12 protein-coding genes are annotated in these 17038 nt (G+C 71.5%); 4 read left to right on the top strand and 8 right to left on the bottom strand.

Translation table 11 applies throughout. From position 1 onward, the window contains the following. Positions 1-5 precede the first annotated feature (5 nt). The 4 genes from nuoL (at position 6) to recQ (ending at position 7335) form a co-directional block, all read left to right on the top strand. Complete coding sequence (nuoL, locus tag OG956_RS14595; RefSeq protein ID WP_330338402.1) at positions 6-1952, top strand: NADH-quinone oxidoreductase subunit L; 1947 nt, start codon at positions 6-8, stop codon at positions 1950-1952. A 5-nt stretch (positions 1953-1957) separates the two neighbouring features. Next, positions 1958-3529, top strand: coding sequence for an NADH-quinone oxidoreductase subunit M (locus tag OG956_RS14590; RefSeq protein WP_330338401.1), 1572 nt, complete (start codon positions 1958-1960; stop codon positions 3527-3529). Next, positions 3526-5175 carry an NADH-quinone oxidoreductase subunit NuoN gene (gene nuoN / locus OG956_RS14585; protein WP_330338400.1) on the top strand — a complete coding sequence of 550 codons (1650 nt, stop codon included), beginning with the start codon at positions 3526-3528 and terminating at the stop codon, positions 5173-5175. Before OG956_RS14590 ends, nuoN begins: the two co-directional genes overlap by 4 nt. Positions 5176-5343: 168 nt before the next feature. Continuing rightward, a complete protein-coding gene (recQ, locus tag OG956_RS14580; RefSeq protein ID WP_330338399.1) occupies positions 5344-7335 on the top strand; it encodes a DNA helicase RecQ in 1992 nt (663 codons plus the stop codon). A 30-nt stretch (positions 7336-7365) separates the two neighbouring features. Here the strand turns inward: recQ and OG956_RS14575 are convergent, their stop codons facing one another. The 8 genes from OG956_RS14575 to fahA form a co-directional block, all read right to left on the bottom strand. After that, positions 7366-10131, bottom strand: coding sequence for a fumarate reductase/succinate dehydrogenase flavoprotein subunit (locus OG956_RS14575; RefSeq protein ID WP_330338398.1), 2766 nt, complete (start codon positions 10129-10131; stop codon positions 7366-7368). 11 nt (positions 10132-10142) lie between these two features. After that, positions 10143-10934, bottom strand: coding sequence for an ABC transporter ATP-binding protein (locus tag OG956_RS14570; RefSeq protein ID WP_330338397.1), 792 nt, complete (start codon positions 10932-10934; stop codon positions 10143-10145). Next, positions 10918-11838 carry an ABC transporter permease gene (locus OG956_RS14565; RefSeq protein ID WP_330338396.1) on the bottom strand — a complete coding sequence of 307 codons (921 nt, stop codon included), beginning with the start codon at positions 11836-11838 and terminating at the stop codon, positions 10918-10920. The genes OG956_RS14570 and OG956_RS14565 overlap by 17 nt, the downstream gene beginning before the upstream one ends. Further along, positions 11835-13178 carry an ABC transporter substrate-binding protein gene (locus OG956_RS14560; protein WP_330338395.1) on the bottom strand — a complete coding sequence of 448 codons (1344 nt, stop codon included), beginning with the start codon at positions 13176-13178 and terminating at the stop codon, positions 11835-11837. Before OG956_RS14560 ends, OG956_RS14565 begins: the two co-directional genes overlap by 4 nt. A 14-nt stretch (positions 13179-13192) precedes the next feature. Beyond that, entirely contained in the window at positions 13193-13420 is a 228-nt protein-coding gene (locus tag OG956_RS14555; RefSeq protein WP_067119265.1) for a 4Fe-4S dicluster domain-containing protein, read from the bottom strand. Positions 13421-13467: 47 nt separating this feature from the next. Next, entirely contained in the window at positions 13468-14256 is a 789-nt protein-coding gene (locus tag OG956_RS14550; protein ID WP_330338394.1) for a GntR family transcriptional regulator, read from the bottom strand. A gap of 133 nt (positions 14257-14389) precedes the next feature. Then, positions 14390-15328, bottom strand: coding sequence for a M56 family metallopeptidase (locus tag OG956_RS14545; RefSeq protein WP_330338393.1), 939 nt, complete (start codon positions 15326-15328; stop codon positions 14390-14392). Positions 15329-15627: 299 nt separating this feature from the next. Then, a complete protein-coding gene (fahA, locus tag OG956_RS14540; protein WP_330338392.1) occupies positions 15628-16845 on the bottom strand; it encodes a fumarylacetoacetase in 1218 nt (405 codons plus the stop codon). Between the last annotated feature and the right edge of the window lie 193 nt (positions 16846-17038).

The following is a 17038-nucleotide window of genomic DNA, read 5'->3' as shown; positions in this document are numbered from 1 at the left end:
GAATCGTGGAGAACCTGATCGCGCTGCTCATCGCGGCGCCCCTGCTCGGAGCGGCCGTCCTCCTGGTCGGCGGCCGGCGGCTCGATGCCGTCGGCCACTGGATCGGCACGCTGCTGTCGTTCGTCTCCTTCGCCTTCGGTATCGCCCTCTTCGCCGACCTGCTGGGCAAGGGGGCCGACAACCGGACGCTGACGCAGCACCTGTTCAGCTGGGTGCCGGTGGCCGGCTTCCAGGCGGACATCACCTTCCGCCTGGACCAGCTGTCCATGACGTTCGTCCTGCTCATCACGGGCGTCGGCTCGCTGATCCACCTTTACTCGGTCGGGTACATGGAGCACGACGAGCGGCGCCGCCGCTTCTTCGGCTACCTGAACCTGTTCCTCGCGGCGATGCTGCTGCTCGTCCTCGCCGACAACTACCTGCTGCTGTACGTCGGCTGGGAGGGCGTCGGCCTCGCCTCCTACCTGCTGATCGGCTTCTGGCAGCACAAGCCCAGCGCCGCGACGGCCGCGAAGAAGGCCTTCCTGGTCAACCGCGTCGGCGACATGGGCCTGTCGATCGCGGTCATGCTGATGTTCACCACCTTCGGCAGTTTCGCCTTCGGCCCGGTCCTCAGCCACACCGGCGACACCTCCGAGGGCAAGCTGACCGCCATCGGCCTGATGCTGCTGCTCGCCGCCTGCGGCAAGTCCGCCCAGGTGCCGCTGCAGTCCTGGCTCGGCGACGCCATGGAGGGCCCGACGCCCGTCTCGGCCCTGATCCACGCCGCGACGATGGTGACCGCGGGCGTGTACCTGATCGTCCGCTCCGGAGCCATCTTCAACGCCGCCCCCGACGCACAGCTCGCCGTCACCGTGGTCGGCGCGGTCACGCTCCTGTTCGGTGCGATCGTCGGTTGTGCCAAGGACGACATCAAGAAGGCGCTGGCCGGCTCGACCATGTCGCAGATCGGCTACATGGTGCTCGCCGCGGGCCTCGGCCCCATCGGCTACGTCTTCGCGATCATGCACCTGGTGACGCACGGCTTCTTCAAAGCCGGCCTGTTCCTCGGCGCCGGCTCCGTCATGCACGGCATGAACGACGAGGTCGACATGCGCAAGTACGGCGGCCTGCGCACGTACATGCCGGTCACCTTCATCACCTTCGGCCTCGGCTACCTCGCCATCATCGGCTTCCCGGGCCTGTCCGGCTTCTTCTCCAAGGACAAGATCATCGAGGCGGCCTTCGCCAAGGGCGGCACCGAGGGCTGGATCCTCGGCGGCGCGGCCCTGCTGGGCGCGGCCATCACCGCCTTCTACATGACGCGCGTGATGCTCATGACGTTCTTCGGCGAGGAGCGCTGGAAGAACCAGCCCACCCGCTCCCCTGAGGCCCCGAGCGCGGAGCCCGCCGCCGAGCACCACGGCGAGCACGCCGAACCGCACCCGCACGAGTCCCCGAAGGTCATGACGATCCCGATGATCGTGCTGGCCGTCGGCTCCGTCTTCGGCGGTGGCTTCTTCAGCATCGGCGACCGCTTCCTCAAGTGGCTGGAACCGGTCACCGGACACAGCGAGGGCCACTCCCCGGTCGGCGCCGCGACGGTCACCGCCGCGACCATGGTCTGCCTGGTCATCGGTGTCGGCATCGCCTGGGCCCAGTACGGCCGCAAGCCGGTGCCCGCCGTCGCCCCGCGCGGCTCGCTCCTCACCCGCGCGGCCCGCCGCGACCTGCTCCAGGACGACTTCAACCACGTGGTCCTGGTGCGCGGCGGCGAACACCTCACGCGCTCCCTGGTGTACGTCGACCACACCCTGGTCGACGGCGTCGTCAACGGCACGGCGGCCGGCTTCGGCGGCCTGTCCGGCCGGCTGCGCCGGATCCAGAACGGCTTCGCCCGCTCCTACGCGGTCTCGATGTTCGGCGGTGCGGCACTCCTGGTCGCCGCCACCCTGCTGATGAGGGCGGTCTGATACCGATGTCCTTTCCTCTGCTGACAGCGACGGCGGCGCTCCCGGCCGTAGGGGCCGTCGCCACGGCCGCCGTACCGGCCGCGCAGCGCACCGCCGCGAAGTGGCTGGCGCTGCTCGTCTCGCTCGCCACGCTCGCCCTGGCGATCGTCGTCCTGGTCCGCTTCGACCCGGGCGGCTCCCGCTACCAGCTCACCGAGTCCCACGCCTGGATCAAGGACTTCGGCGTGCGCTACGAACTGGGCGTCGACGGCATCGCGGTGGCGCTGATCGCCCTGACCGCCGTCCTCATCCCGTTCATCATCCTCGCGGGCTGGCACGACGCCGACCCGCTGGAGACGGGCAGCCGCCGCTGGCGGCCCACCCAGGGCTTCTTCGCCCTCATCCTCGCCGTCGAGGCGATGGTGCTGATCTCCTTCGAGTCCACCGACGTCTTCCTCTTCTACATCTTCTTCGAAGCCATGCTCATCCCGATGTACTTCCTCATCGGCGGCTTCGGAGACCGCGCCCACGCGCAGGGCGAGGCAGCGGCCTCGACCCAGCGGTCGTACGCGGCGGTGAAGTTCCTGCTCTACAACCTGGTCGGCGGTCTGATCATGCTGGCCGCGGTGATCGGCCTCTACGTGGTCGCCGGGAACTTCAGCCTCCAGGAGATCGCGCAGGCCCGCGCCAACGGCTCGCTGCACATGGCCACGAGCACCGAACGCTGGCTGTTCCTCGGCTTCTTCTTCGCCTTCGCGGTGAAGGCGCCGCTGTGGCCGCTGCACACCTGGCTGCCCAACGCCATGCAGGAGTCCACCGCTCCGGTCGCCGTCCTCATCACCGCGGTCGTCGACAAGGTGGGCACCTTCGCGATGCTCCGCTTCTGCCTCCAGCTGTTCCCGCAGGCCAGCAAGTGGGCGACGCCGGTCATCCTCGTCCTGGCCCTGATCAGCATCGTCTACGGCGCACTGCTCGCCGTCGGCCAGCGGGACATCAAGCGCCTGGTCGCCTACGCGTCGATCTCGCACTTCGGCTTCATCATCATGGGCATCTTCGCGATGACCAGCCAGGGCCAGTCCGGTGCGACCCTCTACATGGTCAACCACGGCATCTCCACGGCCGCGCTGATGCTGGTCGCCGGCTTCCTGATCTCCCGGCGCGGCTCGCGGCTCATCGCCGACTACGGAGGCGTGCAGAAGGTCGCCCCGGTGCTCGCCGGCACCTTCCTGATCGGCGGCCTCGCGACCCTCTCGCTGCCCGGACTCGCCCCGTTCGTGAGCGAGTTCCTGGTCCTGGTCGGCACCTTCACGCGTTACCCGGTGATCGGCATCATCGCCACCTTCGGCATCGTCCTCGCCGCCCTTTACACCCTCGTGCTGTATCAGCGGACGATGACGGGCCCGGTGAAACCCGAGGTGTCGGCGATGCCCGACCTCCGTGTGCGGGAACTGCTGGTCGTCGCCCCGCTGATCGTCCTGCTGATCTTCCTGGGCGTCTATCCGAAGCCCGTCACGGACATCGTCAACCCGGCGGTCAAGCAGACCATGTCCGACGTACACAAGACCGACCCCAAGCCCTCGGTGGAGGCGGCCAAGTGAGCACAACAGCCGTCCACAGCCTGTGGACAACCGCGGCCGACCCGATCACGAAGATCCCGGCACCCAAGATCGAGTACGGACAGTTGTCGCCGACGCTGATCGTCGTCGGCGCGGCCCTGGTCGGGGTGCTGATCGAGGCCTTCCTCCCGCGCAGGTCCCGCTACTACGCCCAGGTGTTCGTGTCCGTCGTCGCGCTGTGCGCCGCGTTCGCCGCGGTGGTCGCGCTGGCCGCCGACGGCTACGGCACCACCAAGGCGCACATCGCGGCCATGGGGGCGATCGCGGTCGACGGCCCGTCCCTGTTCCTGCAGGGCACGATCCTGCTGGCCGGACTCGTCGGCCTGTTCACCTTCGCCGAGCGGCGCCTGGACCCGGCCGCGCACGGCAACCGCGTCGACTCCTTCGCCGCTCAGGCCGCCTCCGTGCCCGGCAGCGACAGCGAGAAGGCCGCGGTCAAGGCCGGTTTCACCACCACCGAGGCCTTCCCGCTGCTGCTCTTCGCGATCTCCGGCATGCTGGTGTTCCCCTCGGCCAACGACCTGCTGACCCTGTTCGTGGCCCTGGAAGTCTTCTCCCTGCCGCTGTACCTGCTGTGCGCGCTGGCCCGCCGCAAGCGGCTGATGTCGCAGGAAGCCGCCGTCAAGTACTTCCTGCTCGGCGCGTTCGCCTCCGCGTTCACCCTGTTCGGCATCGCCCTGCTGTACGGCTACGCGGGCTCCGTGTCGTACGCACGCATCGCCCAGGTCGTCGACGGCACGGTCACCAACGTCGACCCGGCGCTCGCGGGCACCATGGGCAACGACGCGCTGCTGCTGCTCGGCAGCGCCCTGATCGTGATGGGCCTGCTGTTCAAGGTGGGCGCCGTGCCGTTCCACATGTGGACGCCGGACGTCTACCAGGGCGCGCCGACGCCCGTCACCGGCTTCATGGCCGCGGCGACGAAGGTGGCCGCGTTCGGCGCGCTGCTGCGCCTGCTGTACGTCGTCCTGCCCGGAATGCGCTGGGACTGGCGGCCGGTCATGTGGGCGGTGGCGATCGTCACCATGCTCGGCGGCGCGATCGTCGCGATCACACAGACCGACATCAAGCGGCTGCTGGCGTACTCGTCCATCGCGCACGCCGGATTCATCCTCGCGGGTGTCATCGCCACCTCGAAGGACGGCGTCTCCTCGGTCCTCTTCTACCTGGCCGGCTACTCCTTCGTGACGATCGGCGCGTTCGCCGTGGTCACGCTGGTGCGCGACGCCGGCGGCGAGGCCACCCACCTGTCGAAGTGGGCCGGTCTGGGCCGCCGCTCCCCGCTGGTCGCGGCCGTCTTCGCCGTCTTCCTCCTTGCCTTCGCCGGCATCCCGCTGACCTCCGGTTTCGCGGGGAAGTTCGCCGTGTTCAAGGCGGCGGCGGACGGCGGCGCGGCCCCGCTGGTCGTCATCGGTGTGATCTCCTCGGCGATCGCCGCGTTCTTCTACATCCGCGTGATCGTGCTGATGTTCTTCAGCGAGCCCAGGCCGGAGGGCCCGACGGTGGCCGTCCCGTCCCCGCTGACCATGATGGCGATCGCCGTCGGCGTCGCGGTGACGCTGGTGCTGGGTGTGGCTCCGCAGTACTTCCTGGACCTGGCCGGCCAGGCGGGAGTGTTCGTGCGCTGACACTTCCCGGCAGCACGACGGCCCGGCACTTCGGGGGGTGCCGGGCCGTCGCGCTGCCCACGGAGGATCCACGAGCCTGTGGATAACTCCGGGGCTGTCGGTCCGGGCCCCTATGGTGGAGGCAGCGGTCGAGATACGACACACGGGGGACCGGCGGGGGACAGGACGATGGGTGCGACGGGCGGGATCAGCGAGATGCCACAGGTGACCGAGGGGCCGGACACGGCCGGCAGCGAGACGCTGGCCACACTGCACCGGGTCTTCGGATACGACGCCTTCCGGGGCGAGCAGGAAGCCATCATCGAGCATGTGGTGGCGGGCGGCGACGCCGTCGTCCTCATGCCCACCGGCGGCGGCAAGTCGCTGTGCTACCAGATCCCGGCCCTGGTCAGACCCGGCACCGGCGTGGTGATCTCACCGCTGATCGCTCTCATGCAGGACCAGGTGGACGCCCTGCGCGCCCTCGGCGTGCGCGCTGGCTTCATCAACTCCACGCAGGACTTCGACGAGCGGCGCATGGTCGAGGCCGAGTTCCTCGCCGACGAGCTGGACCTGCTGTACCTGGCGCCCGAGCGGCTGCGCCTGGACGCCACGCTCGACCTGCTCTCACGCGGCAAGATCTCCGTCTTCGCGATCGACGAGGCGCACTGCGTGTCCCAGTGGGGCCACGACTTCCGCCCCGACTATCTCACCCTCTCCCTCCTCGGCGAGCGCTGGCCGGACGTCCCGCGGATCGCCCTCACGGCCACGGCCACCCGCGCCACCCACCAGGAGATCACCCAGCGGCTCAACCTGCCGACGGCCCGGCACTTCGTCGCCAGCTTCGACCGGCCCAACATCCAGTACCGGATCGTGCCCAAGGCCGACCCGAGGAAGCAGCTCCTGGCCTTCCTCCGGCAGGAGCACCCCGGCGACGCCGGCATCGTCTACTGCCTGTCACGCAACTCGGTGGAGCGCACGGCGGAGTTCCTCACCGCCAACGGCATCGAGGCCGTTCCCTATCACGCGGGCCTGGACGCGGGCACGCGCGCCGCCCACCAGTCCCGGTTCCTGCGCGAGGACGGCCTGGTCGTGGTGGCGACCATCGCCTTCGGCATGGGCATCGACAAGCCGGACGTCCGCTTCGTCGCCCACCTGGACCTGCCCAAGTCGATCGAGGGCTACTACCAGGAGACCGGCCGCGCCGGCCGCGACGGACTGCCGTCCACGGCCTGGATGGCGTACGGCCTGAACGACGTCATACAGCAGCGCAAGCTGATCCAGTCCGGCGAGGGCGACGAGGCGTTCCGCCGCCGGGCCTCCGCGCACCTCGACGCCATGCTCGCCCTGTGCGAGACGGCCCAGTGCCGCCGCGGCCAGCTGCTCGCCTACTTCGGCCAGGACCCCGACGCGGCGGCCTGCGGCAACTGCGACACCTGCCTCACCCCGCCGGAGACCTGGGACGGCACGGTCGCCGCGCAGAAGGTGCTGTCGACCGTGGTGCGGCTGCAGCGCGAGCGCGGGCAGAAGTTCGGCGCCGTGCAGATCGTCGACATCCTGCTCGGCAAACGCACCGGCAAGGTCATCCAGTTCGACCACGACCAGCTGTCCGTCTTCGGCATCGGCCAGGACCTCACCGAGGCCGAATGGCGCGGTGTCATCCGGCAGCTGCTCGCCCAGGGACTGCTCGCGGTCGAGGGGGAGTACGGCACCCTGGTCCTCACCGAGGCGAGCGGCTCGGTGCTGCGCAGCGAGCGCCAGGTGCCGCTGCGCAAGGAGCCGAAGAAACCGGTCGCCACCCGGTCGCGGCAGCCCGGCGCGTCCGGCGACCGCAAGGCCAAGGCGGCCGCCGCGGACCTGCCCGACGAGCTGCTGCCCGCCTTCGAGGCGCTGCGCGCCTGGCGCGCCGAACAGGCCCGCGAGCAGGGCGTACCGGCGTACGTCATCTTCCACGACGCCACGCTGCGGGAGATCGTCAGCCGCCGGCCCGCCTCGGTGCGCGAACTGGGCACGGTCAGCGGTGTCGGCGAGAAGAAGCTGGCGACCTACGGAGAAGGCGTGCTGGCCGTGCTGGCCTCCCTGGACGGACCCGCCCCCGCCGCCGACAGCCCGGCCGCCGACACCCCGCCCGCCGACTGGCCCGAGCCCGACCAGGAGCCGGAGCCGGACGACTGGATATAGCGAGCCCGTCCAAGGGGATGCGGGGAACGGTCACACGCCCCGTGCCGCGTAAGCCCTGACGTCCGCGTCCGAGTCGGCCGTGGCCGTGGCGAGCGCCGCACGCGCCTCCTCGGCTGCACGGTGCCGGGTCAGAGCCAGCACCGCCGCCTTGCGGACATCGGCGTTCGAGTCGGCCAGCGCCTTGGCGAGGGCGGGGACCGCGGTCTCGGCGGAGGCGACCGACAAGGCGGTGGCGGCGCCCGCGCGGACCTGCCACGCCGGGTCGGACAGCGCGGCCACGGCACGCTCGGCGAGCGGCACCGGGCAGCCGGTACCGGCCAGCGCGGCGAACGCGGCACCGCGCACCAGCGGATCACCGTCCACGGTGAGCCGGCCCAGGGCGGCCACCGGCAGATCACGGTCCGCAGAGGCCAGGGACTCGGTGCCGACGGCGGCCAGGGCCTTGGCCACCGCGACCCGGACCTCCCGGGCGGGATCGTCCGCGGCACGCGCGAGGAGCCCGACCGCATCGACCGAGACGAGCGCCCGTACGGCCTCGGTGCGGACGGTGACGTCGGGGTCGTCCAGCGCCGCCGCGAACACCCCGGCCCCACCGAGCCGCAGCGCGCGCAGCACATCAAGGGCGGCAGCCCGGACCACGGGGTCGGCCGCGGCGAGGGCACCGGTCAGGGCGGCGCCCAGCGCGGGCTCCGGCGGCAGGGTCTCGACCAGCTCCCGCAGCACGGCCGCGGCGGTCGCACGGACCTCGGCATCGGGGTCGAGGAGGGCACCCGCCAGGGCCTGCGCGGTGCCCGGCGGCACGGTCTCGGTGAGGACCGAGACCGCCGTACGGCGGACGGCAGGATCGGCGTCGCCCAAGTACGGCTCCAGCAAGGCGAGTTCGGGCTCCGCCTCGGCCAGCTCCAGCAGTTCCAGGAGCCGGGGCGAGGCGGTGCCCGGCGTACCGGCCCGGCCGGCCGCAGCGGCGGCGCGCACGGACACCGGTCCGCCGGCGACCGGTGCCGCCTCACGCGGCCCGGCCGTGGCCACGTCCTCGGCACGGACCTCGCCCAGCCGCCGGGAAGGACCGCCGACCGGCGTGAACTCCTCGACCGGAACCAGATACGGAGCCACGGGACGAGCCGTGAACTCCATCGCACCAGAGGGGGACTTGTGCAGATCGAGATGGTGGAACCAGGACACGTCGTCCCGGCCGGGATGGTCGAGACGGTCGTGGTAGAGGCCCCAGCGGGACTCGGTGCGGGCGAGAGAGGCACGGGCGGCCATCTCGGCGCAGTCCCGGATGAACGTCACCTCGGCGCAGCGCATCAGCTCGTGCGGGGTGCGGGCGCCCATGGCCGCGATGTCGGCGCGCATCCGCTCGAAGGCCTCCAGGGCGAGCGAGAGCCGGGCGCCGGACTTCGGCGGTGCCACGTAGTCGTTCACGAAGCGGCGCAACTTGTACTCGACCTGGGGCTGCGGCGGGCCGTCCGGGTTGCGCAGCGGGCGGTAGATCAGCTCGTGCGCCTCGGCCACCTGGTCGGCGGGAAGCTCCCCCTCGTACGCGGTGTACTGAGCGGCGTCCGCGCCCGCGAGGTCGCCGAAGACGAAAGCGCCGATCATGTAGTTGTGCGGGACGCAGGCGAGGTCGCCGGCGGCGTACAGACGGGGCACGGTCGTACGGGCGTGGTCGTCGACACGGACACCGGAGGCCGAGTGGCCGCCGCACAGGCCGATCTCGGAGATGTGCATCTCGACGTCGTGGGTACGGTAGTCGTGCCCGCGGCCGGCGTGGAACGTGCCGCGAGTGGGCCGCTCGGTGGAATGCAGGATCGACTCCAGCGCGGAGATCGACTCCTCGGGAAGGTGGCTGAGCTTGAGGTAGACCGGGCCGCGGTCGCTGGCGACCTCGGCGGCGAACTCGGCCATCATCTGCCCCGACCAGTAGTCGGAGTCCACGAAACGCTCACCGTGCCGGTTGACCTGGTAGCCGCCGAAAGGGTTGGCGACGTAGGCGCAGGCCGGGCCGTTGTAGTCCTTGATCAGCGGGTTGATCTGGAAGCACTCGATGCCGGTCAGCTCGGCGCCTGCGTGGTAGGCCATCGCGTACCCGTCACCGGCGTTGGTGGGGTTCTCGTAGGTGCCGTAGAGGTAGCCGGAGGCGGGCAGGCCGAGCCGGCCGCAGGCGCCGGTCGCGAGGATCACGGCGCCCGCGCGGACGGTGACGAAGGCGCCGGTGCGCGTGTGGAAGCCGGCGACGCCCACGGCCCGCCCGCCGGCGGTCAGGACCCGCACCGGCATCACCCGGTTCTCGATCCGGATCCGTTCCCGCATCTCGCGCCGCCGCAGCTGCCGGTACAGGACCTTTTTGACATCCTTGCCCTCTGGCATCGGCAGTACGTACGAGCCGGAGCGATGCACCTGGCGCACCGCGTACTCTCCGTGCTCGTCCTTCTCGAACTTGATCCCGTACGACTCCAGCCGCTGGACCATCGCGAACCCGCGGGTCGCGGTCTGCCGGACCGTGGACTGGTCGACGATGCCGTCGTTGGCGCGGGTGATCTCGGCGACGTAGTCGTCGGGTTCGGCGCGGCCGGGAACGACCGCGTTGTTGACGCCGTCCATGCCCATGGCGAGCGCACCGGAGTGGCGGACGTGGGCCTTCTCCAGCAGCAGGACCCTCGCGCCGCGCTCGGCGGCGGTCAGCGCGGCCATGGTGCCGGCGGTGCCGCCGCCGACGACGAGGACGTCACAGCTCAGCTCCTCGGCGTCGGTGACGGCGGGAATCTCCAGGGAAGTGGACGCGGGGGTGGTCACCGGGGTGCCTTTCAGGAGCCGAGCGAGGAAAGGATGTCGCGGCGCAGGGCCACGCGGGCCGGGGCGTCGACGGCGCCGCGGTCGCGCGGCCCGGGAACGTCCCGTACGGCGGCCACCCGGCCGGAACCGAGCAGGGCCACACGATCGCCGAGGAAGAGGGCCTCGTCCACGTCGTGCGTGACGAAGACGACGGTCGCACCGGTGCCGCGCAACACCTCGACCAGCAGGTCCTGCATGCCCGAACGGGTCTGGGCGTCCAGGGCGCCGAAGGGCTCGTCCATCAGGAGGGCCCGCGGGCTGTCCGCCAACGCGCGGGCCAACTGGGCGCGCTGGCGCTGCCCGCCGGACACCCGGTGCGGCAACTGCCCCGCCTGCAGGCTGAGTCCGACCCGGCCGAGCCACGACTCGGCGCGCGAACGCCGTTCCGCGCGCGGCACGCCGCTGATGGCGAGCGGCAGTTCGACGTTCCCGCGCAAGGTGCGCCACGGCAGCAGCGCGTCCTCCTGGAAGACCAGCGCCCGGTCCGCCGACGCCCCCGCCAAGGGGACGCCGTCCGCCTCCACCGTGCCGCCCAGCGGAGACAGCAGCCCGGCGAGCGTGCGCAGCAGCGTGGACTTGCCGCAGCCGGAAGGGCCGACGACGGTGAGGATCTCACCGGGGGAGACGTCCAGGCCGACGTCGTACAGCACCGGCGCGCCCGGGCGGCCGAGCGTGGCGGCCCGGAAGGTGAGCCGGGTGCCTCGCACGGCGTCCCCGGAAACCGGCGCGACGGGAGCGGTCACGGTCTCAGACGAGGTGCTCATCACGGGCCTCCTCGGTGTCCTTCTCGCCCTGCTGCTCGCGCTGGGCCTGGTGCTCGGGATCGGGCTCGCGATCGGTGGGGACGGGGGCTGTGACGGGCCGGGGCGCGCGGGCGCGGCCGACGGGGATGTACGAGGCGCGGGGCAGCCAGTGGGTCAGGCGCCGTCCGATGAGTTCCACGGCCGTGGAGGTGACCCAGCCGAGGATGCCGATGGTGACCATGCCGACGAAGACGCCCGGGTAGTTCACCACCGTGTAGTCCTGCCAGGTGCGGTAGCCGACCCCGTACTGGCCGGAGATCATCTCGGCGGAGATCACGCAGATCCACGACACGCCGATGCCGACCGACAGCCCGCCGAAGATGCCGGGCAGCGCCCCTGGCAGCACGACCGAACCGAGGATCCGCAGCCGGCCGCCGCCCATGGTGCGCACCGCTTCCTCCCAGACAGGCGGCAGCGCGCGGACCGCGTGCCGGGTGGAGACCAGGACGGGGAAGAAGGCGGCGGTGCAGGTGATGAAGACGATGCCCTGCTCGTTGGAGGGGAACAGCAGGATCGCGACCGGGACGAGGGCGATCGCCGGGATCGGGCGGATCACCTCCAGGACCGGACCGAGCAGGTCCTCGGCCAGGCGCGAGCGGGCCACCAGCACGCCGGTGGCCACGCCGAGGACGGCGGCCAGCGCGAAACCGGTGAGGATGCGGGTGAGGCTGTCGGTGAGATCGGTCCAGTAGTCGCCGCCGGAGAGCCGGCCGGCGAAGGCGCGGGCCACGTCGGCGACCGTCGGGAACTGCGAGAAACGCAGCCACAGGTCGACGTTCAGGCTGGTCAGCACCTGCCACAGCCCGAGCAGAGCGGCGAGGGAGGCCGTGCGGAGCGCATACCGCGCCAGGGGATGCCGGGTCATGAGGCACGCTCCAGGGCCTCCCGGTACGACACCGTGTGGGCGCCGCCGTGGGCGGTGACGTACGCGTGAGCCGTTGACGGGGCGACGAACGGCAGCAGCCGGTCACCGTCGGCCACCCACACCGCCTTGTCGGCGAACCACAGGGTGCCGGTGGTGGCGTCCGGTACGTAGGCGGCGTGGATGCCGCCCTGGTGGGCGGCCACGTAGGCCAGCAGTTCGTTGGGCGACTTGAAGGAGAGGGTCTTCTCACTGCCCTTGGGCCATACCTCGCCGGCGGCCGGGGCGGGTCCGGCCGCTAGCCGCCGGGCGTAGGACGCGCCGAGGGCCTTCTTGACGTAACGGTCGTCGACGAAGGAGTCCACGTCGACGTCGCCGGTCAGCTTGGCGGCCTTCAGCACGGACACGTCCTGCTTCAGCGCGGAGACGAGCTGCGGTTTGACGGCCGGGTCGAAGGTGGCGATGCCGTGAGCGCCGTTGTAGAGGTAGACGACCTCGGCGGGCAGGCCGGTGGCCTTGGCGACCTTCTCGGCGGCGGTCACGGGATGGGCGCTGAGATAGTCCGTCGCCTCCGCCTGGGCCTTCAGGAAGGCCCCCAGAACCGCCGGATGCCGCCGGGCGAAGTCCTCGCGGGCGGTGACGCCGTGGAAGGTGGGCAGGTTCAGCTCGGCGCCGTCGTACAGGGCCTTCGCCTTGCCCTGGTAGGCGAGCAGGCCCGGCCATGCCACGAACTGCGACAGGGCGTCCACGCCGCCCGAGGAGAGCGCCGAGGCGCCCACGGCCGGCTGCTGGTTGAGTTTGGAGATGCCCTTGTCCGGGTCGATGCCGGCGCGCTGCAGGGCCCGTACGAGGGTGCCGTCGGCGGCGGATCCGACGCTGGTGGAGACCTTCTTGCCCTTCAGGTCCTGCAGGGTGGTGAGCTTGGAGTCGGGTGCGGTGACGACCGTGTTGAGACCGCCGCGCAGGTTGTAGCCGGTCACCGACACCAGGCGGGTGGGGCGTCCGAGCTGCTTTCCGCGGGCCGCGTTGAGCAGCAGCGGGAAGTCACCCATCGAACCGATGTCGATCTTTCCGGCGGTCATCTGGGCGGTGATCGGGGCGCCGGTGGCGTAGTCCTGCCAGTCGACCTTGTAGGTGTGCCCGTCGTGCAGGGAGTTGAGCTGCTTCTCGAAGGAGCCGAGGGACCGCAGCAGGGTGCCTGCGGTGACGGTGTTGATGGTCTTGGACTGGTAGCCGACGGTCACGGTGACCGTGGAGCCGCTGCCCGCCTCCGCGCTGCCGCCGCAGGCGGACAGGGGAAGCAGAAGGGCGACGGCGGATCCGGCGACGGCGGTTCGTTTCATGGTGGTTGTACCTCTCACCGGAGCAGGTAGGGCATGTTGACGGTGACGGCTCCGGTGGGGCAGCGGGCCGCGCACGGGCCGCAGTACCAGCACTCGTCGACGTGCATGTACGCCTTGCCGCTGGTCTCGTCGATGGCGAGGGAGTCCAGCGGGCACATGTCCACGCAGAGGGTGCAGCCGTCGATGCACTTCGACTCGTCGATGGTCACGGGCACGTCGGCCCGCTGGGGCGCCAAGGGCATGGCTGTCTCCAGGAAACGTGCAGGCAGGGGTGAGTGCGGCGGGTGCGCTACGACCGGTGGAGCAGGCCGCTCATCGTGATGCGGTCGCCGCGGAAGCGGATGAACTCCAGGTCGACGGGGCGGCCGTCGGCGAGGTGGGTGAGGCGTTCCAGCATGAGTACGGCGGCGCCGCGCGGGGCCTCGAGCACGGCGGCGGAGTGGGCGTCCGCCGTCACCGCCTCCAGGGTGATCTCGGCGTGGCCGAGGGGCCGGCCGGTGATGGCTTCCAGGAGGCGGAAGACATCGGTGTTCTCCAGGTCTGCGCCGAGCAGGGCGGTGCCGAGGTCGAGCGGGATGTAGGTGAGGTCGAGGGAGAGGGGCAGGCCGTTCAGGCGGCGCAGGCGTTCGATGTAGAGGACGTCGGCGCCGGCGGGGACGCGGAGGCGGTCGGCCACCGGGGCGGGTGCGGGCGCGGGGCCCATGGTGCGGACCTCGTTGGTGACGCGGCCGTGTTCGCGGAGGGTTTCCGCGAGGCCCATCAGACGGTCGAGCCCGTGCGGGTATTTGCGGGCGACGACCACGGTGCCGACGCCGGGCAGCCGTTCCACGAGGCTCTCGGCCCGCAGCAGGTCCAGGGATTGGCGGACGGTGTTGCGGGAGGCGCGGTAGTCGGCGGCGAGGGTCGATTCGTGGGGGAGGGGGCCGCCGTGGAAGGCGCCGGTGAGGATCTGGTGGCGCAGCAGATCGGCGAGTTGCCGGGCCCGGTCCGCACGCAGCCGGCGACGCGTGCGGTGGGCGGCGACGGTGGTCGCGGCGCCCTGACCGGCATGGTCGCGGGGACGGTCGGTGGCTGGCATGGCTGGAACCATACCGACGCGGTAGGGAAAGTGGTGTTGCCGCTGTGTTGCGCCGCCTGAGGGGCCGTGGGATACGGCACTGAGCTGCGCGTCTGCCTGTTCCGCCGGGCAGATGCGCCACCCGGCGGGCCGGTCAGGACAGTGCCGTCAGGCCCGGGGCGAACGTGATCAGCAGGGGCAGCAGGGGCACCAGTGCGGCCACCGTCGTCGTCAGGGCCCGGTGCCGGCGGAGCAGCCGGGGCGGCGGCTCCAGCAGGCGGTCCACGCGTTCGCCGAGGAGGCGCCGGCTGGAGGCGCAGGACAGCACGCCCCGGTGCTGGTTCAGCTCGATCAGGGCGAGAGCCGTGGTGAGGTGTCCGCAGCGCCGCGACGCGGTGTCGTCGGCGGCCAGCTCGACCAGGCGGTGCGTCTGGTCGCAGAAGTGCGCGAACAGCGGCACGCGCGGGAAGCCCGTGGCGAGCGCGGTGGACAGGTGCAGCAGCCAGTCGTGATGGGCACGCGCGTGCCCGCGTTCATGGGTGAGGACGGCATCCAGCTGGTGATCGGTGAGGCGTTGCAGCGCTCCGGTCGTCACGACCAGCTGCGGCGGGTGCCCCGGCATCCACCAGGCGTCTGGGTACTCGTCCTCCAGCACCAGCATCGGGCCGCGCGCCGCCGGAAGCCCGGCCGGCAGGTCGGGGGCGCGCTCCCGGAGCTGCGCACGGGCCTGGCCGCGGCTGCGGCGGGCCTCCACCAGTTCCCGGGCCAGCATCGCCGTCGTCCAGGCTGCCCCGCACGCCAGCAGCATGGTGAGGGCGGTGGCCCACACCGGCGTGGAGGAGAGGTCGTAGGCGGCGGTGACGGAGGGCGGCGCGGGGGCGAACACCCGGTCGCGGACGGTGTGGAAGACGGCCGCCGCGCCCAGGACCAGTGCGGCCAGGCAGCACAGCAGGACGGTGGCGACCAGGCACTGCCACACCCACAACGCGACCACCGGTTCCCGCTCGGGCCATGCGGCGCGGGTCAGCGCGCGCGGCACCGGCAGGGCGGCCGTGAGGGCGACGACGCTCAGCAGGAGCAGGCAGACGGTCATGCCGGGGCTCCGGTTCCTGATCGGAGAGTTGTCGGGTGTCGGGTGGTGCGGAGCGATGCGCGCGAGGGCGCGTCGCGTGGTGCGTGTCCGCCCAGTATGACGGTGAAGGGCGGCCGGAGTCAGGTCTCGGAGACGATCCGTTCCGCGGCTCCGGCCGCCTCTTTCGTTCGCGTCGGGGCGCCCGCCGCACGGGGGCGGAGGAGTCGCCCAGCCGCAGGGCGGCGGCCGGGGAGACGAGCGCCGGCGGTGGCGGGATCACCGAGGTGCCGGCGCCCGTGCCCAGGCCGCGCCGCCGTCCGTCAGCCCGCCACGATCCGCCCGCTGACCTCACCCAGGCCGACACGCAGTCCGTTGGCGCCAGGAGCCCAGGCCGAGAGGGTCACCACGTCGCCGTCCTCAAGGAAGGCGCGTTTGCCGTCCGGGAGGTCGAGGGGGTCCCGGCCGTTCCAGGTCAGCTCCAGCAGCGAGCCGCGCTGGCGCTCCTCGGGGCCGCTCACCGTGCCCGAGCCGTACAGGTCGCCGGTGCGCAGCGAGGCGCCGTTCACGGTCATGTGGGCGAGTTGCTGGGCGGCGGTCCAGTACATGGTCGAGAACGGCGGCTCGGAGACCACATGCCCGTTGACGGCGATGGAGATCCGCAGGTCGTAGCCGCCGGGTTCGATGCCGGGCGCCGAGTCGTCCAAGTAGGGCAGCAGCGGGTGCGTGCGCTGCGGAGGCGCCACGCGCGCGTGCTCCAGCGCTTCCAGCGGGGTGATCCACGCCGACACGGAGGTCGCGAAGGACTTGCCGAGGAAGGGACCGAGGGGGACGTACTCCCAGGCCTGGATGTCGCGTGCGGACCAGTCGTTGAGCAGGCACAGCCCGAAGACGTGGTCGCGGAAGCGGTCCAGTGGCACCGGGCTGCCCAGGGCGGAGGGCACGCCCACGACGAAGCCGACCTCGGCCTCGATGTCCAGCCGGACCGACGGGCCGAAGACGGGTGCCGGGTCGGTGGGGGCCTTGCGCTGCCCGGACGGCCGTACGACGTCCGTGCCCGACACGACGACCGTGCCGGAGCGGCCGTGGTAACCGATCGGCAGGTGCTTCCAGTTGGGGGTGAGGGAGTCCTCGGCGTCGGGGCGGAAGATCCGGCCGACGTTGCGGGCGTGGTTCTCCGAGGCGTAGAAGTCGACGTAGTCCGCCACCTCGAAAGGCAGGTGCAGGGTCACCTCGGACAGGGGGTGGAACAGCGGCTCGACGGTCTCGCGGTGCGCGGGGTCGGTGACCCAGTCCGTGAGCGCGCGCCGTACCTCGGACCAGGCCGGGCGGCCGGCGGCCAGCAGTGCGTTGAGGGTGGGCCGCGCCAGCAGCGAGTGGTGCGGCGAGCCCAGGGCGGCGGCTGCGGCGCCCGCGTCGAGGACCTGGTCCCCGAGCCGGACACCGACCCTGCGCTCCGTGCTGCCGGAGGGCGAGAACACGCCATAGGGAAGGTTGTGCGGGCCGAAGGGGTCGCCCTCGGGGACGTCGAAGGGGGGCATGGGGTGCTGCCTCACTCTCATCCGGGCCGTGCATGGCGATCGTTCCATGTGGTCGGGCCACACGTTACGGCTGTGATGCGTGTCTTGGGCAGAGCCCCATGCCGCGCTCCGAGGAGTGTCCGGGAAGTGCCCGAAAGGTATGTGTCGAGGGGCCTTCGAAAGGTTGCCCGCACCCCGCCTAAAGAGTTCGCAA

Origin of the sequence: Streptomyces sp. NBC_00557 (assembly GCF_036345995.1) — a bacterium.
GTDB lineage: Bacteria > Actinomycetota > Actinomycetes > Streptomycetales > Streptomycetaceae > Streptomyces.
This window is presented reverse-complemented; position numbering and strand designations above follow the sequence as displayed.

What these genes read in the sequence shown, in the direction of transcription:
- OG956_RS14590 (WP_330338401.1), top strand. Translation starts at nt 1,958, where the DNA reads ATGTCCTTTCCTCTGCTGACAGCGACGGCGGCGCTCCCGGCCGTAGGG.
- recQ (WP_330338399.1), top strand. Translation starts at nt 5,344, where the DNA reads ATGGGTGCGACGGGCGGGATCAGCGAGATGCCACAGGTGACCGAGGGG.
- OG956_RS14570 (WP_330338397.1), bottom strand. Translation starts at nt 10,934, where the DNA reads ATGAGCACCTCGTCTGAGACCGTGACCGCTCCCGTCGCGCCGGTTTCC.
- OG956_RS14565 (WP_330338396.1), bottom strand. Translation starts at nt 11,838, where the DNA reads ATGACCCGGCATCCCCTGGCGCGGTATGCGCTCCGCACGGCCTCCCTC.
- OG956_RS14560 (WP_330338395.1), bottom strand. Translation starts at nt 13,178, where the DNA reads ATGAAACGAACCGCCGTCGCCGGATCCGCCGTCGCCCTTCTGCTTCCC.
- OG956_RS14555 (WP_067119265.1), bottom strand. Translation starts at nt 13,420, where the DNA reads ATGCCCTTGGCGCCCCAGCGGGCCGACGTGCCCGTGACCATCGACGAG.
- OG956_RS14550 (WP_330338394.1), bottom strand. Translation starts at nt 14,256, where the DNA reads ATGCCAGCCACCGACCGTCCCCGCGACCATGCCGGTCAGGGCGCCGCG.
- OG956_RS14545 (WP_330338393.1), bottom strand. Translation starts at nt 15,328, where the DNA reads ATGACCGTCTGCCTGCTCCTGCTGAGCGTCGTCGCCCTCACGGCCGCC.
- fahA (WP_330338392.1), bottom strand. Translation starts at nt 16,845, where the DNA reads ATGCCCCCCTTCGACGTCCCCGAGGGCGACCCCTTCGGCCCGCACAAC.